Here is a 24,759-nt window from a genome sequence, read left to right on the forward strand (position 1 = left end):
GAGTATTAAGTCACTATCTTATAACAAGGAATATATTCACTGCCGGGTAATTTCATGCGCTGTTGTTTCACAAATGCTTGTAATAGCGTGTCCATCAATTGCATCAAGTTTTTGTCACCTCTTAATTCAAAAGGCCCCAGATGCTCAATCGCTTTAATGGTGTCCATTTTCACATTGCCAGCGACTATACCAGAAAATGCTCTCCTTAGGTTGGCTGCAAGCTCTGCTTTATTAAGATGAAAATATAAGTCTAGGTTATTCATCATCTCATGAGTAGGTACGAATGGCAGTTGGAACTCAGGTTCGATTTTAAGCGACCAGTTGTACTGATATGAATCCCCTGTATCTTTACGATATGTCTTGATCTCATCCATACCGTGGCTCATGACTCTTGCGACACGGACGGGATCGTCGATGATTATCTCATACTTATTTTTTGCTTCTTCCCCAAGTGTTGCGGCAATAAACTGATCAATTTTATGGAAATAATCCTCGCTCTCTTTTGGCCCTGTCAATATCAGAGGGAAGGGGCGAGAAGCATTTTCTTTATTGAGCAAAATGCCGAGCAGATATAGTAACTCTTCTGCCGTTCCTGCGCCGCCAGGGAAGATGATGACCCCATGTCCTAGGCGAACAAATGCTTCGAGTCGTTTTTCAATATCAGGCAAGATCACCAGTTCATTGACGATTTGATTTGGTGGTTCAGCCGCGATAATGCTGGGTTCGGTTAACCCTATATAGCGAGCATTTCTGACACGCTGCTTTGCATGACCGATAGCGGCACCCTTCATTGGTCCCTCCATGGCGCCGGGTCCACAACCTGTGCAAATGTTTAAACTACGCAGACCAAGTTCGTAACCAACTTCACGGGTATATTGATACTCGATAGGGTTGATACTATGGCCACCCCAACAGACCACCACGTTCGGATTTTCACGAGGGATCACCTGCGCGTTTCGCAGGATATCGAAGACAACATTGGTGATGTGATTAGAGTTAGTTAGGTTGATGTGTTTGAGGTTATCGTAGCGATCACTGAGAAAAACGATATCTCTCAACACTGCAAATAGGTGTTCTTGAATCCCTGCGATGATGTTGCCATCGACAAAGGCGGCTTCTGGAGGATTGACTAACTCAATCTTGATCCCACGTTCACGTCTAAGAACGTTGATATTGAAATTACTGTATTGTTCAAATAAATCTTGCGCATTATCGGTTTGCGCTCCCGAAGCGAGAACCGCTAATGAACAGCTACGAAATAGTTGATAAAGTTCACTACTTGCATTTTGTTTTAGGCGATCAACTTCCAATTGTGAAAGTTGATCCATACTGCCTCTTGGACTGATATTTACAATCATGACAACTCCTTAGCAGCAGAAGTGACTCATGAATATGACTGGGAATGGAGAAAGTTGCACAACTCATGTGGAGATGTGTTATACCAATTAAACTGCTTATTGTCTCATCGATAAATAGTCAATTTGATTGGTATTAGGCGTCAATAATCACTCTGTCTCTGCTTTCATGTTTAGCTTTATAGAGTGCTGCGTCGGCTCGTTCGAAAGTTTCACTTATCTGTTCATTATCAAGAATTTGTGCAGCACCTATAGACACTGTAACTGTAATTCTCTGATTTTTAAACTTAAAAGGAATATTTTTTATTTTTTCTCTTACGCGGTTTAACAGGTGTTCTATATCACTAGCAGAAACATCGGGAATGATTAATACAAATTCTTCACCGCCATATCTTGCGACGAATTCAGATTCTCTCAGTGAGTTTTTCAACGCCATAGAGATGACTTGTAGAGTCTTGTCCCCCGTACTGTGGCCGAAATTATCATTGATCGATTTAAAGTGATCGATATCCGCGACGGCAATCCAAAGTGGGTGTTTATGCCGCTGATAGTTACGGTACTCTTGCTCCATTCGCTCTTCTAGAGCGGCTCTGTTTGGCAACTGGGTGAGCGAATCGAGCATATTGAGCTTTTGCTGTTCAAATAATCGCTCTTTATAAGCGTTAGCTTCTTTACTAAGCTCATTAAGCTCGTCACGCATGGTTTCCATCGATTTTCGCAGTAGTGCTTGTTCTCGCTGCTCTAATGCTTCTTTGCGTCCTAGAGCGGTACGAATCGAGGCGAGTTGTTCTGTGACTTGAGACTTAAGGTGGTTGATATCATTGATATCTATAATGGCATCACCGACGTTATCGACTCTTGAGTTTATCTCTCTATTAAGTTGCTTTTTCAGTTGGAAGCTTCGTTGGTTGCTGTTGTATGAATCATTAACGACTTCTCTCACCGCAGATAATGCATCATTGAGAGCATAGAGAAACTCTTGAGAAGCACTCTTCTCCAAGGCGATATTTTCTAACAACAAGGAGAGAATGGTTTGATAAGCGTCGATCAAACCTTCCACTTCAATTTCGTCGGCCAAGTAATCTTTAATAACCAAAACTTGATCGCGTTGAACTTTGCGAAATTCTATTTCAGAAATCATCTGTGCCAGCTCATGGGCGAGCTGACGGTGTTTAGGCAAAACTTCTAGTGTCTCACCTTGTTCTAGCTGCTCCTGTAAAATGGCATCATAGAAACCTACCAAACGTTCTACTTTAGGGAAATAGTCCCAGTAGGTATGAAAAGGTTTACCAAGATCTTGTTTAAAGTAAGCAATCTCTTTTTTCAGCTTTTCTGGTATTGAGTTAACACGTTGAAGTTGGCGTATAACCTTTGAAAGACTCGAACGCCCTTCCTCTAGTTGGGTCATTACATGGTGATATTGATTCTTGAGGAGTTGTTCTACTTCGACAAGTTCAGGGAGAGCCTGTTCGATATATTCAATTGAGCCTAGGTTATGGCGAAGTTTTGCAAGTTTATTATCTAATTCAATGCTTTGACCTTTACATGCGAGACTAAGATGGCCGATGAATTGCAGTAATGAATGTTGATTTTGTTCTTTTTGCTCACTTATTTCAGCTAAAGCAGTTTTGGCAGAATGGAGTTTCTGCTGTAGTAGCGATACTTGGGAAACGCTTGCCATAGAGTCTTTCATTCTAGACCTTGTAAATATTTATCAGTGATCATGATTGACTTAAAATATCCTGCTCTAGAGAGTCTAGAAGTTGCTGAGCCGCTTTGCTAAGTTCAGCGCATAGGTTAATGGTATCTCATTCATCATGTTATGCAAACGTACTTTAGGCGCTATGTGACCTAGGCTGAATAGTTTTCATTATTCAAATCTATGTTGTTGTCATCACCGCCAGACCATTTTGGCCAACGGATTAGGTTTTTGTTTTCGTTGCTTTCAACCTTCACTAATCCGCGAGTGATCCCTTTTTCTAAATGTAAGTATAGTGGAGTTGAGAAAATTGCTGCTGGGGCGAAATTTAAAGGTGTTATTGACACAAAATAATCTTTTTCATCACCTAAGCTGATCGCTCCTGCGGTTAACATCTGTAACACATTAAAATAGACTGTGGGTTCAAATTTGATATCTGGATTATTCATCAAGGGTAAGCTGAGTATACCCAGATGAAGCGTGGTACCTTTCAATAGTCCTTGGTCATCGATGATTGAGCGAAGTGTTGTGAGCACCTCCAGATAGTCATGACTTTGGGGAAGAGTAATGGCAAAAACACCTGGGCGTATTAGGTAGGCATTGTTGCATAAGGATTGAGTTAGGCCCGTCATCAGCTGTTGGTTAGTGTGTTGGCTCGACTCGAGACCTAAATCTATGTCCATACTATGTCTATCGGTGAGCGAGAGCATCGCTATCATTGCTGGCTTTTGTTTTAATTTGAGCTGTTCGATAAACGCGCGATACCCAGGTAACTCGTTAACGGGATCTTGGCTGAGTTTCTGACCAATAGTTTGTAAATGTTGATTGGCCGTTTTTTTCCCTCTCCACTGATTAAAGCAGACTAACGAGATAAGAAATGTAGCAAATGCGGTAATAATTAAGGCTAAACGAAATTGACTTACCAGTTTGTCGTTCTCTTTCTGAGCCGATTGGATTTGAGCTAACTGTAATTTTAACTTTTGCTCGGCTAAACTGCTTGCGCTATAGGTTTGTGTCTCTTTATGAACCTTACTTAGCTGCTCATTGTAATCGATTAGCTGATCTAAGACGTTGAGTGATTTTTCAATATCACCTAACTCCTTTAATGCCTTGGTTCGGTATCGCAATGCCTCAATCATCTGCTCGAGTAAATCCTGCTCTTTTGCCAAGATGAAGGCTTTGGCCGCATAGCTGTTTGCCATGCTCCAGTCCTTAACGCTTGTTGCTACCTGGGCAATTAATAGGTCATTGTATACAAGGTAATGTTTGCTTTTCTTTTGTAAAAATAGGCTGTTCGCTTTAACCAGAAAAGTTAGCGCCGTACTCGCTTGGTTATTGTTAAAATACGCCTCGCCTAAATTATGATAGTTCAATGCTTGTGCGGTTAAATTGCCACGTTTAGTATCAATTTGTTGGGCATTAAGATAGTAATCGATAGCCTGATTCCATAAACCCTGTTCGCCATAGACCATGGCGATAACCGTCATGGCACTCGAGAGGTAATTATCCTTCTCGAGCGTTTTAAAACTATCAGCGGCTTTGTGGGCGTACTCTAATGCTTCGTTCCATGACTGCAGATCTCGATAAACTCTCGCCAGACGCAGTGATAGCGTTGCGCTTAAAAATGGTTTATCTAAACTTTCTGACAGGCGAATCGCTTCGCTGTAGTGCTGTAAGGCTTTAGTAAATTGTTCATCTTGATTATAAAATCGCCCGAGCGTTGTCTCTGCCTTGGCGATAAGATAATTATCTCTAAGTTGATAAGCGAGGTCTCTATAGTGGTTAAAATGGTCTAGTGCTTGGTTTTTTTGCAGCGTAATACGATAGAGATCGCCAATTTGATAATGAATGTTATGTAGCAGTAAATTGCTGTGCAGATCTTCCTCAATCAGTGGCTGGTGGAGGGCCTTTTTATAAAGTTCTATAGCCTGTTGATAATCTTGTTTTTCTCTACCTAGCTTACGACCTTTAAGCATGGCTAGATAAGCCACGTCATAAGGCGTATCTGCAATGATCTCTAGGGAGGTCATAATAGTGGTCGCTTTTTCGAGTGCATTTTCGGCGCCGACACCTGGTTCTAAATATAGTCGTGCGAGCCATTGCATCTCCTCTTCGAGTTCTGCGTTGGTAAAGCCTTGCTCCTCTGCGATACGGTTAAATTCCGCTTCACTCGTAAAAGTTAACGAGAAAGCCAGTGTTTGCGCCATATCTTGATAAAGCTGCGGCGCTGATTCGATTAACTTAACTTCTTTACTCAGAATTTGGCTGTAGGATGCCGCCGCCATACAGGAAAAAAAATAGCTTGGCAGTAACAAGCAGTAAAGGAACGTGCGCATTGATCTCTCGCTACCAGCCCTTTTGGGCTTGTTATGTTTTTAGGATAATGTCCGCAACCTAATGTTAAATCGGGTTATAATGACGAACTTCACATTAAAACAATGATAACAGAAGGAAGCTCGCGTGAAACTAGTTGTACCCTTGATTTTGATTTTTAATCTCTTTTTTATTACCTCTACTCATGCAAATGTTAACTATCATATTGACTTAACTACGCCAGAGCATCATCTGGCACAAGTAGAAGTGCAATTTCCTCCGACCCAATTATCCGAATTAGCAGTTGATCTACCTGTTTGGCGCACGGGTAAATACCAAGTGCTGCCGCTAGCTGACAGTTTGCGCTATTTTAGTGCCAAAGATGAGCAGGGTAACAGCTTAGAGTGGCGCAGAAGCGCCAGCGGAGAATGGCTAGTTCAATTAACCGAGCCAACAAGTGTGACAATTAGCTACCAGTTATATGCCAATACCTTGGGTCAACGTGTCAGTCATATCGATGGGTCACATGCTTATCTGGATGCCAGTGGCGTGTTTGTCTACAGTCCTTCATTTCGACAGCACAAGCTCGAAGTGTCACTCAAGGTGCCTCAGCAATGGCGAAGTTATTCTGGGATGAATCGTGGTGAGAATGAGCATAGTTTTATCGCAGATAACTACGATATATTAATCGATTCCCCCATTGAAACAGGTATCAACACCCATAAGCAGTTTAACGCCGATGGGCGAGATTATGAGCTAGTGATTTGGGGGGAAGGCAATTACGACGTCGATAAAATGGTCGATGATCTCACCCTGCTAAGTGGTCAAGCATCAGTTATTTGGGATGATTATCCATTTAAGCGCTATGTTTATATGGTTCATGCAACCAGTGGTGCAAGTGGCGCCACTGAGCATCTTAATTCAACGGTGATCCAACGTCCTAGATTTAGTTATCGCGAGCGTAAAGACTATCTTGGCTTTATTAAAACGGCGTCCCATGAGTTTATCCATACTTGGAATGTTAAAGCCTACCGTCCACAGGGGTTGGTGCCTTATAACTACCAGCAAGAGGGCATATCTGAGTTGCTTTGGATGGCCGAAGGCTCGACCAGTTACTTTCAAAGCCAGCTTTTACTTCGCGCAGGTGTCATCACGCCTAAAGAGTTTCTAGAAGATTTAGCCAAGCGGGTTGCAAGTAGCCAAATGACGCCAGGGCGTGAAGTTCAATCAATTGCCCAGGCGAGTGCAGGGCAGTGGGTCAGTACTGGTGGTGATTATGCCAAAAACCATAGTGCGAATATCTACTCTGAGGGGTATCTCGCTTCATTGTCGCTGGATTTTTCCTTACTCAGTGATACCGATTTAAAACGCTCATACCGCGACGTGCATAGACAGCTGTATCGTGATCATCGTATTCCGACCGGTTACACAGTTAAAGACGTGCAGCACATTTTAAACACTTTGAGTGGAAAGGATTATGGTGATTGGTGGCAATCCCATATCAATCAACCCTTGGTGATTGATTTTGAAACCTTACTTAAGCAAGCCGGTTTAAAAATGGGTTATGGCAGCGACAGTAAAGCTATTGCATTTTCGGGGATGACATTGGCCGATGATAAGTCACGTTTAAACCATGTATTACGCGGAGGACCCGCATGGCGAGCGGGTATCGTTGCTGGCGATGAATTGGTTGCGATTAACGATCTTAAGGTCACGGCTAAAGGCTTCAAGCAGCGAATCAGAGACTTCGCTGCTGGCGATACGATTAAGGTGACTCTGTTTAGCGATCAACGCCTAAAAGAGGTTGAGCTAACCCTAGCACAAGAGCAAAGCGGCAAGCTAGTGCTTGAAAGTGTGGTTAAGCCTTCTCGCGCGCAAAAAGCATTTTTTAAAGCCTGGTTGGGTATCGAGTGGCCGTTTGATTCAAAAGGTAAGTTTAAAAGTTAAACTTACGCCAACTTAGCTAAAATCATTAAGTTGGTTTAGCGATAGTTGAAGGCTTATTGCCAACAATTTATGGCTCAAAAAAACCACCGACAATTCGGTGGTTTTTTATATGATTTTCACAGCAATAATAGGAAGGTTCCCTATTACAAACTGTCTTCCATGCCGCCAAGCACTTCGATTAGAGAGCTCATTAGCGCAATAAGCTCGCTGCCCATCAGGGCAAAATCGGCGTCGAGTCGAGCAATAGGATCTTCTGTGCCCACTTCGTCGTTGCCAGCTCTAAACTCTTCTGAGAATTTAAGTCGTTTGATGCCTGCATCAGATTGCAATACAAAAGCAATAGATTGGCCAAAATGCAGCGCTAATTTATGCACCTGCTTGCCGACTTCGATATGAGCAAGCACTTCATTCTCGGTAAGATCTTGCTGCTTAAAGCGAACTATCCCGCCTTCGTCTGAGTCTGACTTTAGTTCAGCTTCATCTTGCATCTCAAATGGAGCAGGCGTGCTATCGCTTTTTAACCAATCGGTTAATTGAGTTTCGATAGGCGTTTTAAAGCTCATCGGGATCACAGGTAGTGAGCCTAATGCTTTACGCAGTAGTGCTAGTAACTCTTCAGCTTTGGCAGCGCTTGAGCTGTCGACTAAGATCATCTCGATTTCAGGCAAGATTAATGCGTGAATTTGGCTACGACGAGAAAAGGCGCGTGGCAGCAAGGTTGTGGTGATCTCATCTTTGAGTGAATCTTTCTCTTTTTTGGCGAGTTTACGATTCTCTTCATCTTCAATCTGAGCCACTTTCTCTTCAAGTGCTTCTTTAATGACTTGCGAAGGAAGGATTTTTTCTTCCTTGGTGGCGCAGATAAGGTGTCTGTCGCCAGCGCTATGCACCAATGTTTGTCCTAGTTTACCTAAAGCCTTAGAGAAACCAAACTTGCTGATGTCCTGGCTTGAGCAGGGAGAAAAGGTAAAGTCTTCCAGTGACTTCTCTAGCGCTTCAGTATCGACAGAGAAAGGTTTATTAAAACGATAAACAGTAAGATTTTTAAACCACATGATAGGCGCTCAATCAAAAATAAAGCCGCAGTGTAAGCCATTGACGGCGTCGGGTAAACCGCTATCGTTTGTGATGAAAACGCCATAAAAGCTGCCTTGTTGACATAATTCATCAAACTGTAATATTTCAATCCGTCGCGCTGTATGCCTTGTTGGCTGTAGGTTTTGTCTTGGAAGCGTTTGCATTTGTTACTTAATTAGCCTCAAGAGGAGATTGATGAAATAAAACTGCAATATAAAAGTTGCAAACTTTCGGCCGTCCAAACCAATAACCAAGACGAACAAACGTCGAAAGGATTAAATGATGAACGTTTTTTGTAAAACTCTACTTGCTTCTGCGCTAGCCACTGCCACTTTAGCCTCTGCACAGGCGGCAGAACCATTGACTGTTTACGGCAAACTAAACGTAACCGCTCAATCTAACGATGTAGATGATGATGCAACGACTACGATTCAAAGTAATGCTTCACGCTTTGGTGTTAAAGGTGGCTTCGAACTGAGCAGCTCTCTTGAAGCTTTCTACACTGTAGAATATGAAGTCGATACGGGTGATGATGTTAAGGAAAACTTCAAAGCACGTAATCAGTTTGTGGGTTTAAAAGGTAACTTTGGTGCCTTCTCTGTGGGCCGCAATGACACTATGCTGAAAGTGTCTCAAGGTAAAGTTGACCAATTCAACGACCTATCTGGTGACTTGAAAAACTTGTTCAAAGGTGAAAACCGTATTGAGCAAACAGCAACTTACGTGACGCCATCATTTAGCGGTTTTAAAATGGGTGTAACTTATGCTGCTGAAGGTGCTAGCTCACAGTATGCCCAAGATGGTTTCAGCATTGCAGCTATGTATGGTGACGCCAAATTGAAGAAGTCGCCAATCTTTGCTTCTGTAGCCTATGATTCAGACGTAAAAGGTTACGAAGTAGTACGTGCAACGGTTCAAGGTAAGGTTGCAGGTCTAGTGCTTGGTGGTATGTATCAGCAGCAAGAAGAGACATACAAGAAAGATGGTTCGCCAGTAACAGGTGCCGATAGCAAGACAGGTTACCTCTTCAGCGCAGCGTACACTATCGATGCCGTTGTGTTGAAAGCTCAGTTCCAAGACATGGAAGATAAAGGTGATTCATGGTCTGTTGGCGGTGATTACAAGTTAGGTAAGCCAACTAAACTATTCGCTTTCTATACTAACACTTCTATGGAAAGCAAAGATACTGACGATAAATACTTCGGTATTGGTCTAGAACACAAGTTCTAATCTATTGAAGTCAATACGATAGCGTATGACTGATAGGATAAAAGGGAGGCATTTAGCTTCCCTTTTTGTTATCTGCTTTTTGAAGTCGTTTTTAAGTTTTATGACAAAAACAGCAACTTTATGACAATATAGCGCTGCGGTTTCATAATTTTGTAATAAAAAAGTCCAATAATGGAAACGTGGGTATTCACTGATAGAAGATCGCATATGACTGCTAGGATTTTGATAGTTGAAGATGAGCTAGCCATTCGAGAGATGGTTGCTTTTGTTTTAGAACAACATGGATTCACGACAACTACAGCAGAGGACTATGACTCGGCACTGGATATGTTGTCTGAGCCCTATCCCGATTTGGTTTTGCTCGATTGGATGTTTCCAGGTGGAAGCGGTATCCAGTTAGCCAAGAAGCTACGCCAAGATGAGTTTACTCGTCATATACCTGTGATCATGCTGACCGCACGTGGCGAAGAGGAAGATAAGGTCAAAGGGCTGGAGGTTGGTGCCGATGACTATATTACTAAACCTTTCTCCCCTAAAGAGTTAGTCGCTCGTATCAAGGCGGTAATGCGCCGCAGCGCGCCTACCGCTTTAGAAGAACCTATTGATGTGCAAGGATTAGTATTAGATCCAGTTAGTCACCGCGTTACGGTAGGCGATCAAGTGCTGGATATGGGGCCTACCGAGTTCCGCTTGCTGCACTTCTTTATGACTCATCCCGAGCGTGTCTATAGCCGTGAGCAACTGCTCGATAATGTTTGGGGGACTAACGTTTATGTCGAAGACCGAACCGTCGATGTGCATATTCGCCGCCTACGTAAGGCGGTAGAGCCATCGAGCCACGACCGCCTTATCCAAACCGTTAGAGGCGCAGGCTACCGCTTCTCCACTCGACTTTAGTAAATTGATAGGCACAAGTAGCGATTTACGTTATCTTGTGCCCAATTGCTCACTATGGTTTATTTATGTTTGATTCATACTCAGGGTATCGGCTCCTCAGTCGTCTGGTGATCTTCCTCCTGCTCTGTTTTGCTGTTGGATTACTCATCAATCAAGTGCTGTGGGTGATGCTTATCGGCACGATTGGCTTGCTGGTTTGGCATTATAAACAGCTATCAAGGCTTAATTATTGGCTGTGGCGTGACAAGCGACTTACACCGCCAAATGGCAGTGGCAGTTGGGAAGGTGTGTTTAATGGCATCTATCGCTTACAGGGTAAAAATCGTAAAAGAGTGAGCCAGTTAGCTTATCTCTTAGCGCGTTTTCGCCAAGGCGCCGAAGCCTTGCCTGATGCTGCCGTGGTGTTAGATTCTGAAAATAATATTTTGTGGTGTAACAAATTAGCTCAGCTGTTATTAGGTTTAGTTTGGCCACAAGATAACGGTCAGCGTATCGATAATCTCATCCGTCATCCCGATTTCTCAAATTACCTTAAGCAAGCTAATTTTAACGAGCCTTTCGAGCTAACTGATACCCAAAATGACGCTCGGGTATTGGAGATCCGTATCATGGGTTATGGATCAGGCCAGCTGTTGCTGATCGCACGGGATATTACCCGCATACGTCAGCTCGAAGGGATGCGTAAAGAGTTTGTCGCTAATGTGTCTCATGAGCTAAAGACGCCGTTAACGGTACTGCAAGGCTATCTTGAGATGATGCAAAGCATGGCTGAGCCAGGATCGCCCAGTATTAAGGCAATGGAGCAGATGCAGCAGCAAACTCATCGAATGCGCTCTATGGTCGAGCAGCTTTTGGTGCTGTCACGTATTGAAGATGCGTCAGCGGTCAACCTTGAAGCTAAAGTCAATATGGCACTGCTAATGGATACGCTTAAAGAGGAGGCTCAAGCCCTGGCTTCGGATCAGTATCAACTAAGCTTTGAAAGCGACGCAAACCTCAACATCTATGGCAATGAGATGCTGCTGAGAAGTGCGTGTTCAAATCTGGTATCTAATGCGATCCGTTATACAGAACCCGGCGGTAGGGTTTCCATCGTTTGGAAGCGGGTGCCTATGGGGGCACAATTTAGTGTCACTGATACCGGTGAGGGGATTGCACCGCAGCATTTGGCTCGTTTAACTGAGCGCTTCTATCGCGTTGATAGTGCCCGTTCTCGTCAAAGTGGTGGCACAGGTTTAGGTCTTGCTATTACTAAGCATGCTCTGAGTCATCATCAAAGCGATCTCAATATTGAGAGTCGACTCGGTAGAGGTAGCTGTTTTAGTTTTATTATCCCTAATCACCTCATCGATATGGATTAGCAACTCGCTGCAGGAAGTGGCTGACAGCAGGTTATTCGCATTTGCTTTAACAAGTTAACGCCGTCATATAATGACGGCGTTTGGCGTTTATTATGACCGCCGTTTGACAGTCGCATTTAAGAAATTTAAAAAACTGGATTTTATTGCACTTTGTCATCTAAGTGTCACATCACGGTCATAGACTTGTCACGGTAGCGATTGATACTAGCTGCAACTTAAATGAAGCAAGTAAGCAAATCAGCTTAACACTGGAGCAAAGAATGAAACTTAAACAGCTTGTCGGTGCGGTGAGTTTAACAGCCGCTAGTGTATTTTCAGTAGCCGCTATGGCTTCTATCGATCCATCACTACCAACTTATGAAAAGAGTAGTGGTGTATCGGGTAACTTATCTTCTGTAGGTTCAGACACGCTAGCTAACATGATGACGTTATGGGCTGAAGAATATAAAGAGATGTATCCTAACGTTAACATCCAAATTCAAGCTGCTGGTTCATCTACTGCGCCACCAGCATTGACTGAAGGAACTTCACAGTTCGGTCCAATGAGCCGCAAGATGAAGCCTAATGAAGTTGAAGCGTTTGAAAAACATTACGGCTACCAGCCAACACAAATTCGTGTCGCTATCGATGCCTTAGCAGTATTCGTACACAAAGATAACCCAATTAAAGGATTAAGCATCGAGCAGATCGATGGCATCTTCTCTGCAACACATAAGTGTGGCGGTAGCGATGTACAGCGCTGGGGCGATGTGGGTCTAGAAGGCGGCTGGTCAGCTAAAGATGTACAGCTATATGGTCGTAACTCAGTATCTGGTACTTACGGTTACTTCAAGAAGAAAGCACTTTGTAAAGGTGACTTCAAGGCTAATGTTAACGAACAACCAGGTTCTGCATCTGTAGTGCAGTCGGTTTCACAGTCACTCAATGCCATTGGTTACTCAGGTATTGGTTATAAGACTGCAGGCGTAAAAGCGGTTGCTATCTCTAAGAAAGGTGATAATTATATTGATGCATCACCAGCGAATGCTGCTGATGGTAGCTACCCACTTTCACGTTACCTATACGTTTATGTGAACAAGCATCCAAACAAAGATTTAGCGCCACTTGAGCGTGAGTTCCTTCGCTTTATCTTGTCTAAGCAAGGTCAGAAAATCGTTGAGAAAGATGGTTATGTGCCACTTCCACGTAGCGTCACAGCAAAAGACTTAGAAAAAGCTGGCATCCGCCTGTAAGCTTTACCCTAAGTCAACAAGGCCTCCTAGTGAGGCCTTTTTTGCCTTTAAAAGAAGATGATATTTTGTTTGAATTGCGTTTGGCTACATCTTATTTGGCGATGGCCGCTTAACAAAAACGGTGTTGATTTCGATACCCTCAGCTGCGTCGATATTGGGGTATATCGTTGTTCACTCATAAACATATCTCCTATGCAAAAAGCTTAGGTTAAATTTGTCCATAAGACTCGGGGCAGTCCATTTATTTTGTCCAAAATCTTTCCATAGGGTCAAATCGAAGAGAGTGATAACTCGGTGTAGGTGCGGCTGTGGCCATATGCTCATCACATTTGGCATCTATGTGCTTCAGTTTCTGCAAGCCATTAGCCACAATTATGGTTAACGCTAGCATCAACCAATTGAATACAAAATGAAGCTAAATTAAAGGTTTTCATTGAAATAGTTATTGCTGCGTCAGATTTTGTCGTAGGTAGCGGTTATGCTGGTGGCACAAACAATTATGAGAAGCTTTGATGCAAACGAATATCCAGCGCCAGCTTGCCATGCTAGAGCAAATCCCTCGTCACCCTCGTCGAATTACCGCAAATGCTATTACCGATCGGTTACATGGTCGCGACTTCGATGTGGGTTTAAGAACCGTGCAAAGGGAATTGAAATCCATGTACGATATGGGGCTTTTTGGCCTTGTGCTCGATGACAGATGTAAACCGTTTGGCTGGTCGATTGCTGCGTGTTGGCGTGGTCTCAATTTGACCTTGATGGATCACCATATGGCACTGGCATTTCATACCCTAAAACACAGTGCCAGCCAGTTGCTACCACCACAAAGTCTTAAACAACTTACGCCCTATTTTGAACGCGCAGATCAAGTGCTTGCCAGTGATCCGGAAAATCCTTGGTTGTACTGGGCATGTCGGGTTGCGCAATTACCTGAACCTTTTCCCTATATCTGTGCCGAACCAGATCCAAAATCGTTTAAAACCATTCAAGAGGCCTTATTACATAAGCGCCAAATAGCCTGTCAAATCAAGCGGGTTATCAAAGGTAAAAGTTACTGGATTGACTATATGCCGCTCAATCCTGAGGGGATAAAAATATCCAATGGTGTGGTGTTGCTGGCGTTTACTATCGGCGAATTTGATTCGAGGCGTTATGTACGCTCGATTGACTTATTGCGCGATATCCAGCTGCTCGATACCCCGGCCATTACCAGAGATGATTTTGATATCGCCCATAGTGGAATCGCCGATACTGCGGAGTTAATTGATATCGAGTTACGTTTTACGTCATCGGCAAACTTTATTTTGAGTGGTGCCAAGTTAAGTGAAAACCAAGATGTTGAGCAATTGCAAGATGGTCGCTATCGCGTCACAGCGAGTGTTAAGGACTCCCCCAGGTTTAGGGCGTTTCTGTGGGAATTGGCAGATAACGTCGAGATTGTAGCTCCACTCAAGCTAAGAGCCCATTTCACGCGATTAATCAGTAAAGTCAGTAGCCAATATCAAACTGTTACGACTTAGTCTGTCGCAGCCACAAGTTAAGCTTCTGGATACAAATCCAAGGAGGTTAGCTAATGTTTGAAATTCTAACGCAAAATAGCCAAGTGCCGCGTATTGCCGTTTTTGGCGTGGGAGGCTGTGGTTGTAATACCATAAACCAACTTATTCAGGTTCCTTTTGGCGATAACGTGCACTTTGTTGCGGTCAATACCGATGCCCAGGCACTGGCTGCTTCTCAATGTAGTACTCGCCTACAAATCGGCTTAGAAACCACAAAAGGATTAGGTGCTGGTGCTAAACCTCAGCAAGGCCATGATGCCGCGCAGGAATCAGAGGCAGAGCTTAGAGAGCTTATTGAGCTTGCCGATATTATCTTTATTACTGGCGGGATGGGAGGAGGGACTGGAACGGGAGCGATCCCTTTTATGGCTTCTGTAGCAAAGGACCTCAATAAGCCTTTAGTCGCCGTAGTTAGTAGCCCTTTTGGCTTTGAAGGGTATCAAAGAAACCAATTGGCGAAAACGGGCGTCGAGCAATTAATGCAGTATGCCGATGCCGTGATCGTGTTACCTAACGATCAATTATCCAAAGCGTTGGATAAAAAAGTTAGCCTAGTTAACGCCTTTTTTGAAAGTAACCGAATTTTGCAAGATGTGTTGCTAGGGTTAACGACGACAATCAGTCAGTCGGGACTGATTAATATCGATTTAAATGATTTCATTGCTGTAGTGAGTCATCAAGGCCGAGCGGCGATGGGCGTTGCTAAGCAAGTGGCCGGTGAAGATCTGCTGCTCACAATCAATAAGGCCCTGAAAAATCCTTTATTGGAAGATGTTGATCTTACCCAAGCCAAGGGGGCTATTGTCAGTGTTATTGCGACAGAGAGTATTGAACTTAGTCAATATAATAAAATTGGGGAAACCTTACACCAGCAGCTAGATCCGGGTGCATTAGTGATCCTAGGGTTGACGATTGTTCCACAGTTGGATTGTGAACTTGAGTTGATGGTGATTGCAACGGGTATTCAGGCGCCAACAGAGGGATTATTAACCCAGGATAAGGTTGTCATATCACAGTCTAAAAACGATCGTTTTAGGTCAGCAGAGCTGATAAATGTACATGATTTTTTGGAAAAACAGGCCAGCAGTAAGCATGAGCAGCCGTTTTCTACTGAACTTGATATTCCGACTTATACTCGTCAAAGAAGGCCTAATTAACCTGAACTCGGGTTAAGAGATGGAATAACGCTAGATGAATTAGCCGTTTGACGCTTATTTCATCTCAAACTTGTCATTTGTTTTGATAATAAGGCGTATTTAAGCGTCAATAGCCCGCCTATTGCAAGTGAATCCAACGCAGTTAGCGGAACAAACGGTTGTTTGAGATACGTTTATTATCCCGAGTTTAGATTAACTAACACTGTAGTATCCGCCTCTTTCGTGTGAACGAGTTCAAACAGACCAAACTCTCGACTGTCTTAGCCAAATTCTAGATAAAAAAAAGCGACCCTGATGAGGTCGCTTAAGTTCCAAATTCGGAATCTAAGGATAGTTGCGCTAGAAACTATCTAAAGGGAATGATGATGAACGGTAAACACACTGATGATTAATTAAGGCCTGTCACTGGATTAACTAATCGATGCAAATTCTGTTCATATTATCAGAGCGCTTTTATCGGGATTAGTTCAGAAAAATTCTTAAATATTTTCATCTTTTTTAAAAAACCTTATTAAATCAATAAAAAGCTTCATGTTTAGCACCGGCTAAAGTAGTCTGTTGCCTGACTCACTACTCATCTTTTGTCATCAATAAGGACGTTGCGCCGACATGAAGTTCCCCCACCTGCTCACATCGCTGGCTATCTTCTTAACCTTCTCTTTGGCCACTCAGGCGTCCTCTACGGTAGCGGTATCCGAACAAGCGGCGCCCGGCTCTCTGGCGCCTAATTCAATGTCGCCAGCGCTTAATTCAACGTCGCCAGCGCCTAAGGTAGAGATCCCCCGCACAGCAGTGTTCGAGCTGACCGATCCCGTGAGTAAGCGCATCTATCCACTCTGGATTAAGCTGCCGCGCTCTTATCAGTCTGACAGCGAAAGGCATTATCCGGTGATCTATGTGGCCGATGCCCCCTATGCCTTTCAGATTGTCTCGGGCATGACGCGTTTTCCCATGAATAGCGGCAAGATGCGCGAGGCGATCATCGTTGGGCTCTCTTATGCCAAGGGGGATAAGGGGCCCCAGAGTCGGGTGCGTGACTATACCCAGGTTGTGGACAGCGGCTGGAAGCTAGAAACCGGCGGCGCCAGCCAATATGCAGATTATCTTCAGACTGTGGTCTTGCCCTTTGTGGCGGGGCGTTACCGGGTTAACGACAATGAGCTAACCTTCGTTGGTAACTCCCTCGGCGGCTTGCTGGGGGCTTATCTGCTACTCGAGCGGCCTAATCTGTTTGACCATTATGTGCTGGGCAGTCCCTCTGTGTGGTTTAAGGGAGAGCAGATCTTATCCCTGACGGCGAAGGCGAGGGCGACGGCTAAACAGGCGCAGAAGCGGCGGGTGTTTCTGGCGGTCGGGGCATTGGAGACGCCAGCTAAGGCGGGCATGCTACACGACATGGTGGATGGGGCCGATAAACTCAGCAAGCATCTTAAGAAGCAGCTAGGAGATGTCCTGGAGTTAGAGGTGTTAACCATAGCAGGGGCTCGCCACGAAACCGCCTTTCCCACCACGGCGAGCCAAGGCCTCTATTGGCTCTTGGCGCGCGACGGGGAAGGCAATACTCAATAAGCGGTTTGAGGAGCTTGTCCTAAGCAGGCTTTTTCTTAAGAAGGCCTTTCCCTACGAAGCTTAGCCTGAATAAGATCTCTTAAGAAGCTTGCTCTGAGTTCAGGCGCTTGAGCCAGGCCTGAAACTCAGCATCCATGCTGGTTCCCCACTGCTTTACCAGTGCCTGATATCTGGGGTAATCGCCCTTGCGGGTAAAGCCCAGCATGGTGTCTATCTTGTCTTTGTGGTGCTCCATCATGAAGCGTACCGCCAGATAGCCCCAGCGATAGACGCGATCCGTGCCGCCGTTGTGCTCATAGCTGGTGTTAAATAGTTCACTCAGTTGGAAGTGCTGCTTGGCGATGATGGCGATGGCCGCCGGGTTATCGTCCCCTTGAGAGATATATTCCCCCAGTCCCTCGCTCCACCAGACCAAGTGCGGCAGTAATGGCGCGGGCTTGGGGCAATACTCGGGGGCGCTATGGGAGTCGTGTAGCGAGGCGCAAAAATCGCCGTAGAGGTTGAAGTGACCGTCGAGGTAATGCACATACTCGTGGGCCAGGTTCCAGATCTGTCCGCCGCGCTCATAGGCGACAAATTCAGCTTGATTGCCCGGCTGGTGGGGCAGCCCTTCTAAGAACATGCCACCGTTGTCGCTCGGTACATCAACATGGCTGGTCACGTAGCGTACGAAATGTTCATGGCAATGATACACATTGGCGCGCATACGGTAATTGTTATAGCTGGTGGAATTTAGCTTCCTGTTTTTGCAGTAAAGCTCAGGCTTGAGTTCTCTGATCTGGGGTTAAGGCTTGAGAGCGAATGGTAATGGTTTCACTGCAATTGTGTTGCTGACTAAAGGTTTCATTCAATGGCACAACGTCGGTATTGGCGCTACAAAGGCTGGGTAATTTCAGCAGTGGAACGAGGGGAAGCTAGCTTAATCTACGCGCATGGTTTTTCCTACTAGCCATACTTGTATAAAACATGCAAAAGTGTTTCATCCTTATCTAACAGAGTCAATTTCAATGGTATTGTCGGGGGAGATGGCTACAATATCCTCAACCGCTCTAACTACTATAAGAAGGAATCATCAGTGTCCAAGCAATGGGATAATAATCAAGACCATCACTCGTTTGCTAATGTCGACCATGTCAGAGTCACCCATTTAGATCTTGCGCTGTCGGTACTGTTTGAACAAAAGCAATTGTTAGGGATCGCGCAGTTACAACTCGACTACCTAGATGCTCAGTGCCGAGAGCTGTATCTAGATTGCCGCGCATTAACCATAGAATCCATTGTTGATGATGCGGGGCAAGCGTTAGCATTCAGCATCGATCAGCAGGATCCGATTCGTGGCGAGCGGCTTAATATTCGCTTACTCTCGGCAACCAAGTGGGTATCCATTAGCTACCGTACTTCTGCCGACGCCCAAGGCTTGCAGTGGTTAGCACCAGAGCAAACCAGCGGTAAACAGTTACCCTTTCTTTTTAGTCAGTCGCAGCCGATTAATGCCCGCAGTTGGATACCGCTGCAAGACAGCCCCAGGGCCCGTATCACCTTTAACGCGACAGTTGAGGTGCCTAAGGGGATGCGTGCAGTGATGAGCGCCATGAATGATGCCGATGCGCCATTAACTGGTCGTTTTTCTTTTGAAATGGAAAAGCCTATTCCAACTCATTTAATGGCAATTGCGGTGGGGGATTTACAGTTTGGTGCAACAGGCCCAAGAACTGGGGTGTATGCGGAGCCTGAACTGTTGCAGGCAGCGGTAAAGGAGTTTGAAGATACCGAGCATATGGTCGAGATTGCCGAATCGCTGCTTGGCCCCTATCCATGGGAGCGTTATGACATGATAGTGTTACCCCCGAGCTTTCCTTTTGGTGGTATGGAAAACCCAAGGCTGGCATTCATGACCCCAACATTGATAGCTGGCGATAAGAGCTTAGTGTCAACCGTGGCTCATGAGCTGGCGCATTCTTGGACGGGGAATTTGGTCAGTAACGCCACTTGGCGTGATTTGTGGCTCAATGAAGGCTTTACCACCTATTTCACCAACCGCATCGTTGAGGCGGTATTTGGCCAAGAGCAGGCACAGCTTGAGGTGGTACTGGAATATGGCCGCTTAAAAGAGGAGTTGGCATTAATGCCGTTAGCGGCACAAACGTTACCCGCCAACGTGCAAACGGGCGATCCAAATGATGCGTTTAACCGCTTTACCTATGATAAAGCGTCGATGTTTGTTCATGATCTTGAGAAGCGCCTTGGTCGTGAATCGTTCGATATGTTCCTCTATCAATATGTCAGCCACTTTGCCTTTAAAGCGATCACCACCGAAACCTTCGTTGATTATGCTAAGCAGACCTTGTTAGTTGAACATGGCGATAAGATCAGTGAGCAAGAGTTGCAAGAGTGGGTATATGGCAGAGGGATGCCCTATTGGTTTACCCCGCCTACCTCAGACAGCCTAGATAAAGTGGATGCGCTGCTGGCGGATTGGCAAGCTGGGGGCAAAATCGATAAACAAAATACCCAAGATTGGCGTGTACATCACTGGCAGTATTTTTTAGGGGGTTTGCCTGAAAGCATCAGTCAACAAACATTGATGCAGTTGGACGAAGTGTTTGATTTTACCCACTCAACCAACGCCGAAATAGCCTGTGATTGGTATCGTGTGGCGATCCGTAATCACTACGACCCTGTACTGCCTGCGCTTGAGCGTTATCTGGTGAAAATTGGTCGTGGTAAGTTTGTGCGCCCACTATTTACCGAGTTACAGCTTGCTGGCTATCACACGGAGTTAGCCGCTATCTATGCCAAGGCGCGAGGCGGTTATCACCCCTCTTTAGCCGTGCAATTAGATAAGCAGTTCGCCAACTAGCTAAAAAAAATGGCAACCAAAGGTTGCCATAAACAATGTGTTTTAGAGCCATTAGCCATATGCGCTAGCTTTGGGTAATGCTCCTGGGACCGATAGGGTCGCCAAAGGGAGATGATGAACAAACAATGATGAAAAAATCTGTTACCTATTATCAGAGTCGCTGATTAACGATTTGTTCCCGCTTTATCGTAAAAAATCGAATTTTATTTCAATACGGCTTCAATGGTTTAGAACAAAAAAAATGGCAACCAAAGGTTGCCATAAACAATGTGTTTTAGAGCCATTAGCCATATGCGCTAGCTTTGGGTAATGCTCCTGGGACCGATAGGGTCGCCAAAGGGAGATGATGAACAAACAATGATGAAAAAATCTGTTACCTATTATCAGAGTCGCTGATTAACGATTAGTTCCCGCCTTATCGTAAAAAATCGAATTTTATTTCAATACGGCTTCAATGGTTTAGAACAAAAAAAATGGCAACCAAAGGTTGCCATAAACAATGTGTTTTAGAGTCATTAGCCATATGCGCTAGCTTTGGGTAATGCTCCTGGGACCGATAGGGTCGCCAAAGGGAGATGATGAACAAACAATGATGAAAAATCTGTTACCTATTATCAGAGTCGCAATTTTTAAAGAAGTTCAGTAAATGATGCAAAAATAGTTCAAATTTTTCGAATTATCTTAGATGGATATTTTAATCGATATATAAGGTATTGTTTTAAAATATCTTTGTTGGGAGTATAAAAAAAGGCAACCTATCCAGTTGCCTATTGATCTAGGAAGATCAAGGGGACCGCGCTAGAAGTCCCAGGGAGAATGATGAACATGAAAAATCAATTCTTCGCGTTCAATTATTTGAGCCAACAAGATCAATAAAGTTCAAAAAACAAACAATCTAATTTCAGTTTATTGCCATTTTTTTACTATCTCTTTGGATTAATTGAGTAAAGATTTTATTTTTTGTTCAAGAGATTCGGGTGCGGTTGTTGGGGCGAATCGCTCAAGGACCTCTCCGTGACTATTGACTAAGAACTTAGTGAAGTTCCATTTAATCGATTCGCTACCTAATAGACCTTTAGCTTGTTTCTTTAAGTAGCGATACAGAGGGCTGGCATCATCTCCGTTGACCTCTATTTTTGCAAATAGTGGAAAACTAACGCCAAAATTGAGTTCACAAAACTGACTTATTTCCGACTCGTCTCCTTGTTCCTGTTTACCAAATTGATTACAAGGAAACCCCAGTACCGCAAAGCGTTCTGGGCCATAAGTATCATACAAAGCCTGCAGGGCCTTGTACTGAGGTGTAAATCCACACTTGCTGGCAGTATTGACGATAAGCAAGACTTTACCTTTAAAGTCACTCATTGGTTGTTCGCTACCATCAATCCTTGTTACTGAAAAATCATAAATAGACATAATATTCTCCCATGTTTGTTTAAATCTTAGACTAGCAATAAATTAAGTTGTGCGCAATTTAATTTATTGCTTTGTTGCTGAGGTACAGAGGTGTGTGATGTCTCAACCTACCGACGTACGAGTGCGATATAGCTGTTTTACTTGGGGGGTGATTTGTGGCTTTACGTGATGGATTTTACTGTTTAAATCATTTTAAACAATGAGATAGCTAGCTTTCATGGTTAGCCTTTTTGTGTTTTGATACTTTGCGGTCAATATTCAAAGAGGTATTTATGAAATCTAGATTTGCAATATCTAGTTTAGACTTAATGGCATTGCCTGCTAATGCGACCGATTTAAATCTAGGTATCAATGATGACGTACTCTCTGCCGATGTGGAGATGAATTTGAACAAATCGGCCAATCTTGTACTTGACTACATCTATTCCAATGATGACGGTCATGCGGTGTCGGCTGCGGCACATATGGTTCATAGCGCTGGGGTCCATCATTTTGAAATTGGTCAAAGTTTTCTCACTATTGGGCCAAAGCAGAGTCAAAATGGCAGCCTTCTATCTATTGGTGGACGCTATTCGATGGAGCTTGGCTTTAACATATCGCTGAAGACCTCGGCATACTGCGCGCCTTCGTTATTTAGTTTTGGCGATATAGATGGTCAATATGAACTTGATGGCAGAAACCTGTTTCAACTGAATCCTGCGTTAGGGCTATTTGTGGGATACCGTAATATTCGTCTGCAATACGATAATCGAAGCAACAGCACGTTTGATAACGGTTTTTATATCTGTACGGCAGCAAGATTTTAGTGTCTTACTCGGATGGTCTCGTAGGCTCGTCGCTTGTCTCTGCTTATTGAGCAAATGCCGACGAGCCTTTATTGACTGGGCACAATGCTTATCGGCTAACGCCACTGTTCTTCTCGATAATCATCACTATTGCCATGTCGTTTTTGCTGTTCACTCTGTTGGCGGCGCCGTTGTTTAGCCCGTTTCCCACGCTGTTTGTCTTGTGGTTCGAGTTCCCATGGTGTTGAGTCATTGGATGTCATTTCATGTTTGTCTAAGTATTCATCATAGTGTGACATTGCAATATCCATATCTAGCGTCTGTGAAACATTGTTGATTTTTTGCCACTGTTTACTGAAAACCTTTATTGGTTAAGGCGGTGAGCCGTCGCTATCTCGCCAGCCAGCAATGCAGTAAAACATGGCCAATAGATGCAGCAGATTTTGTTCATTAATCATCAAAAGGGATACTAAAAAGCGTAAGTGACAGCGCTGTGACAAACAGAAGACGGTAGCGTGACATTTTTTAGGTAATCGAGCTTGGAGAGTTAAGCTCAGGTGGTTTAGTGAAGGCGCTGACCGATGCGGAAATAATCGCAGGTTTTGGCTATAAAAATAGTGTCGAGACATCATTGGCCGACGAGTTATCGCCAGCCAATTAACGCTATGGTTAACGCTTTACCATTTTTGCGACAAACATGCCGTCGCTATCGGCCTGATAAGGAAGAACCGTTAGCATCGATAAAACATCACCAGTAAATGGGTGGGTTAATGTTTGTAGGGTAAAATCACTATGAGTGGCTAAAAAGGACTCAACAACCGCTTCATTTTCACTAGGACTCATTGAGCAGGTGGCATATACCAATACGCCGCCCGATTTTACCGCGGCCGATGCACGGCTTAAGATATCGAGCTGCAGTGCCGGTTTGTCGGTGATCGCGGTTTCATCATCTAGCCAGCGCATATCGGGATTGCGTCGCCACGTGCCAGTGCAACTGCAGGGCGCATCAACTAATACTCCATCGAAATGTCCGCTTGGCACGGGAAGGGCATCCGATTGCCAAGGTGATACGCTTATCTGCTTAAAGCCAGCGCGCTTAGCTCGTTTATTCAGTTCTTCTAGTGGTTTACGACGAATATCAGAGGCCACTATACTGCCTTTGCTGTGAGGGTTTTGCTGTAACATCAAGGAACGTAACTGCAGCGTTTTTCCGCCCGCACCGCTACAAGCATCCCACCATAACTGATCATCTTTTGGCATGCAGATGTTACCTATCACCTGTGAGCCAAGATCTTGGATCTCCAGTTGGCCATCGGTATAGAGTTTTAATCCATTAAGGTTAATGCTCTTGTGACCAAGATTAATGGCATCAGTAAAGTAGGGAGTCATCGATGCAGGGATATCGCTAGCGCTTAATGCCGCGATAGCCTTTTTGGCATCTATTCCTTGTAGGCGTCCCCATATCGGTGGGCGAGAGCATAAAGATTCGACAAGGGCATCTTGCTCCTTTGGCGTCGAGCTTGGATAGTGCGCCCAGAACCAGTTGGGTACCAAATCGGTAATGGCAATACTCAGCTCACTAAAGCAGTTTTGTATCATCTTAAGCTTGAGAGCTAAGCTACTAATATCCGTTGTGTTATTAATGTGTGCAAGTTCAGTTAATGCCGCAAAACTTAACCAGGCATCACGAATATCTTGCCATGGATGTTCTTCGATTTTGGCCGTTAACACTAATGAAGCAAACCAGGCTTGAGGTGCATTACACACTTGAGGCAGTTGTTTCAGCCACCCGTGCCAGCGGAATAGCCCAAACAGACTTTCTCTAATGATGCGTCTGTCTTTTGAACCATGTTTTTTATGGGTACGAAAATACTCCGCGACTACGCGGTCCGCGGGCATCTTACTCTGCATTACTTGTTCAAATAGTTGATGAATAGTGATGCTGTAACTCAATGCGCGTTTTTGGGCTGAAGTACCTGCATTCACATCTTGATGGATGGTGTCAGTTATCGACACGTTCGATGCCTTATCTGTCGCTGCGAAGGTAAATGGAGAAGCTGAAGTATCGACCATGAATATATTGCCTAGCGCTGGTTCTAATTTCGAAGCCGCAAGTTTAACAGATGTCGTTGCTTTTGGGATCTTTGCTTAACAGATTCGCTAGTCCTATTTTGCGGACCAAGAGTGGCGAGCCTAGGCGGGAAATATTGAGCTGATAAGTGGCTGAGCGGGCACGAACCATTATCTGAACTTCAGAAGAACAATAACACCACTAACAAAGCCGAGTTTTAGGTTGGCTATA

17 protein-coding genes and 1 pseudogene are annotated in these 24,759 nt (G+C 44.4%); 10 read left to right on the forward strand and 8 right to left on the reverse strand.

Going from position 1 to position 24,759, the window contains the following annotated elements:
* Positions 1 to 5: 5 nt before the first annotated feature.
* From ppnN to K0I73_RS05630, 3 genes are all read right to left on the reverse strand, one after another.
* On the reverse strand, positions 6 to 1,358 hold the full coding sequence (gene ppnN, locus K0I73_RS05620; protein ID WP_220063522.1) for a nucleotide 5'-monophosphate nucleosidase PpnN: 1,353 nt from the start codon (positions 1,356 to 1,358) through the stop codon (positions 6 to 8).
* A gap of 133 nt (positions 1,359 to 1,491) precedes the next feature.
* Positions 1,492 to 3,048 (reverse strand): GGDEF domain-containing protein, encoded by a 1,557-nt coding sequence (locus tag K0I73_RS05625; RefSeq protein WP_220063523.1) that lies wholly within the window; start codon positions 3,046 to 3,048, stop codon positions 1,492 to 1,494.
* Between the two features lie 158 nt (positions 3,049 to 3,206).
* The gene (locus tag K0I73_RS05630; RefSeq protein WP_220063524.1) at positions 3,207 to 5,390 is read right to left on the reverse strand and encodes a tetratricopeptide repeat protein; all 2,184 of its coding nucleotides are present in this window, start codon (positions 5,388 to 5,390) and stop codon (positions 3,207 to 3,209) included.
* Between the two features lie 124 nt (positions 5,391 to 5,514).
* On the opposite strand from K0I73_RS05630, the gene K0I73_RS05635 reads away from it, so the two are divergent.
* Positions 5,515 to 7,314 carry a M61 family metallopeptidase gene (locus K0I73_RS05635; RefSeq protein WP_220063525.1) on the forward strand — a complete coding sequence of 600 codons (1,800 nt, stop codon included), beginning with the start codon at positions 5,515 to 5,517 and terminating at the stop codon, positions 7,312 to 7,314.
* A 143-nt stretch (positions 7,315 to 7,457) separates the two neighbouring features.
* On the opposite strand, the gene rdgC is transcribed toward K0I73_RS05635, so the two are convergent.
* Positions 7,458 to 8,369: a recombination-associated protein RdgC gene (gene rdgC / locus K0I73_RS05640; protein WP_220063526.1), complete on the reverse strand. Its 912-nt coding sequence runs from the start codon at positions 8,367 to 8,369 to the stop codon at positions 7,458 to 7,460.
* A 301-nt stretch (positions 8,370 to 8,670) separates the two neighbouring features.
* Between rdgC and K0I73_RS05645 the strand changes: the two genes are divergently transcribed.
* The 7 genes from K0I73_RS05645 to K0I73_RS05675 all read left to right on the forward strand — a co-directional run bounded on the left by K0I73_RS05645 (position 8,671) and on the right by K0I73_RS05675 (position 17,396).
* Positions 8,671 to 9,621: a porin gene (locus K0I73_RS05645; protein WP_220063527.1), complete on the forward strand. Its 951-nt coding sequence runs from the start codon at positions 8,671 to 8,673 to the stop codon at positions 9,619 to 9,621.
* A 207-nt stretch (positions 9,622 to 9,828) separates the two neighbouring features.
* A complete protein-coding gene (gene phoB, locus K0I73_RS05650; protein ID WP_220063528.1) occupies positions 9,829 to 10,518 on the forward strand; it encodes a phosphate regulon transcriptional regulator PhoB in 690 nt (229 codons plus the stop codon).
* 65 nt (positions 10,519 to 10,583) lie between these two features.
* The gene (gene phoR, locus K0I73_RS05655) at positions 10,584 to 11,879 is read left to right on the forward strand and encodes a phosphate regulon sensor histidine kinase PhoR (RefSeq protein ID WP_220063529.1); all 1,296 of its coding nucleotides are present in this window, start codon (positions 10,584 to 10,586) and stop codon (positions 11,877 to 11,879) included.
* Between the two features lie 260 nt (positions 11,880 to 12,139).
* A complete protein-coding gene (locus tag K0I73_RS05660) occupies positions 12,140 to 13,111 on the forward strand; it encodes a PstS family phosphate ABC transporter substrate-binding protein (RefSeq protein ID WP_220063530.1) in 972 nt (323 codons plus the stop codon).
* 512 nt (positions 13,112 to 13,623) lie between these two features.
* Complete coding sequence (locus tag K0I73_RS05665; protein ID WP_220063531.1) at positions 13,624 to 14,631, forward strand: helix-turn-helix transcriptional regulator; 1,008 nt, start codon at positions 13,624 to 13,626, stop codon at positions 14,629 to 14,631.
* Positions 14,632 to 14,684: 53 nt separating this feature from the next.
* On the forward strand, positions 14,685 to 15,827 hold the full coding sequence (gene ftsZ / locus K0I73_RS05670) for a cell division protein FtsZ (protein ID WP_220063532.1): 1,143 nt from the start codon (positions 14,685 to 14,687) through the stop codon (positions 15,825 to 15,827).
* 609 nt (positions 15,828 to 16,436) lie between these two features.
* Positions 16,437 to 17,396 carry an alpha/beta hydrolase gene (locus tag K0I73_RS05675; protein ID WP_220063533.1) on the forward strand — a complete coding sequence of 320 codons (960 nt, stop codon included), beginning with the start codon at positions 16,437 to 16,439 and terminating at the stop codon, positions 17,394 to 17,396.
* A 79-nt stretch (positions 17,397 to 17,475) separates the two neighbouring features.
* Here the strand turns inward: K0I73_RS05675 and K0I73_RS05680 are convergent.
* A pseudogene (locus K0I73_RS05680) lies at positions 17,476 to 18,295 on the reverse strand (collagenase).
* A gap of 176 nt (positions 18,296 to 18,471) precedes the next feature.
* Between K0I73_RS05680 and K0I73_RS05685 the strand changes: the two are divergent.
* Positions 18,472 to 20,256 (forward strand): M1 family metallopeptidase, encoded by a 1,785-nt coding sequence (locus tag K0I73_RS05685; protein WP_220063534.1) that lies wholly within the window; start codon positions 18,472 to 18,474, stop codon positions 20,254 to 20,256.
* A 936-nt stretch (positions 20,257 to 21,192) separates the two neighbouring features.
* Here the strand turns inward: K0I73_RS05685 and K0I73_RS05690 are convergent.
* Positions 21,193 to 21,672: a glutathione peroxidase gene (locus K0I73_RS05690; RefSeq protein WP_220063535.1), complete on the reverse strand. Its 480-nt coding sequence runs from the start codon at positions 21,670 to 21,672 to the stop codon at positions 21,193 to 21,195.
* 272 nt (positions 21,673 to 21,944) lie between these two features.
* On the opposite strand from K0I73_RS05690, the gene K0I73_RS05695 reads away from it, so the two are divergent.
* Positions 21,945 to 22,478, forward strand: coding sequence for a YfaZ family outer membrane protein (locus K0I73_RS05695; RefSeq protein ID WP_220063536.1), 534 nt, complete (start codon positions 21,945 to 21,947; stop codon positions 22,476 to 22,478).
* A gap of 95 nt (positions 22,479 to 22,573) precedes the next feature.
* Here K0I73_RS05695 and K0I73_RS05700 read toward each other — a convergent pair whose 3' ends face one another.
* Together K0I73_RS05700 and K0I73_RS05705 are read right to left on the reverse strand one after the other, a co-directional pair.
* Complete coding sequence (locus K0I73_RS05700; protein ID WP_220063537.1) at positions 22,574 to 22,756, reverse strand: hypothetical protein; 183 nt, start codon at positions 22,754 to 22,756, stop codon at positions 22,574 to 22,576.
* Positions 22,757 to 23,126: 370 nt separating this feature from the next.
* Entirely contained in the window at positions 23,127 to 24,530 is a 1,404-nt protein-coding gene (locus K0I73_RS05705) for an RsmB/NOP family class I SAM-dependent RNA methyltransferase (RefSeq protein WP_220063538.1), read from the reverse strand.
* Positions 24,531 to 24,759 lie beyond the last annotated feature (229 nt).

The organism is Shewanella mesophila, assembly GCF_019457515.1.
Taxonomy (GTDB): Bacteria; Pseudomonadota; Gammaproteobacteria; order Enterobacterales; family Shewanellaceae; genus Shewanella; species Shewanella mesophila.

Bases quoted from the DNA above. Each gene is read 5' to 3' on its own strand.
- K0I73_RS05660 (WP_220063530.1), top strand. From the start codon at position 12,140: ATGAAACTTAAACAGCTTGTCGGTGCGGTGAGTTTAACAGCCGCTAGT.
- K0I73_RS05625 (WP_220063523.1), bottom strand. From the start codon at position 3,048: ATGAAAGACTCTATGGCAAGCGTTTCCCAAGTATCGCTACTACAGCAG.
- K0I73_RS05695 (WP_220063536.1), top strand. From the start codon at position 21,945: ATGAAATCTAGATTTGCAATATCTAGTTTAGACTTAATGGCATTGCCT.
- K0I73_RS05645 (WP_220063527.1), top strand. From the start codon at position 8,671: ATGATGAACGTTTTTTGTAAAACTCTACTTGCTTCTGCGCTAGCCACT.
- rdgC (WP_220063526.1), bottom strand. From the start codon at position 8,369: ATGTGGTTTAAAAATCTTACTGTTTATCGTTTTAATAAACCTTTCTCT.
- phoB (WP_220063528.1), top strand. From the start codon at position 9,829: ATGACTGCTAGGATTTTGATAGTTGAAGATGAGCTAGCCATTCGAGAG.
- K0I73_RS05705 (WP_220063538.1), bottom strand. From the start codon at position 24,530: ATGGTCGATACTTCAGCTTCTCCATTTACCTTCGCAGCGACAGATAAG.
- K0I73_RS05665 (WP_220063531.1), top strand. From the start codon at position 13,624: ATGCAAACGAATATCCAGCGCCAGCTTGCCATGCTAGAGCAAATCCCT.
- K0I73_RS05675 (WP_220063533.1), top strand. From the start codon at position 16,437: ATGAAGTTCCCCCACCTGCTCACATCGCTGGCTATCTTCTTAACCTTC.
- phoR (WP_220063529.1), top strand. From the start codon at position 10,584: ATGTTTGATTCATACTCAGGGTATCGGCTCCTCAGTCGTCTGGTGATC.
- ppnN (WP_220063522.1), bottom strand. From the start codon at position 1,358: ATGATTGTAAATATCAGTCCAAGAGGCAGTATGGATCAACTTTCACAA.
- K0I73_RS05630 (WP_220063524.1), bottom strand. From the start codon at position 5,390: ATGCGCACGTTCCTTTACTGCTTGTTACTGCCAAGCTATTTTTTTTCC.
- K0I73_RS05690 (WP_220063535.1), bottom strand. From the start codon at position 21,672: ATGTCTATTTATGATTTTTCAGTAACAAGGATTGATGGTAGCGAACAA.
- ftsZ (WP_220063532.1), top strand. From the start codon at position 14,685: ATGTTTGAAATTCTAACGCAAAATAGCCAAGTGCCGCGTATTGCCGTT.
- K0I73_RS05700 (WP_220063537.1), bottom strand. From the start codon at position 22,756: ATGTCACACTATGATGAATACTTAGACAAACATGAAATGACATCCAAT.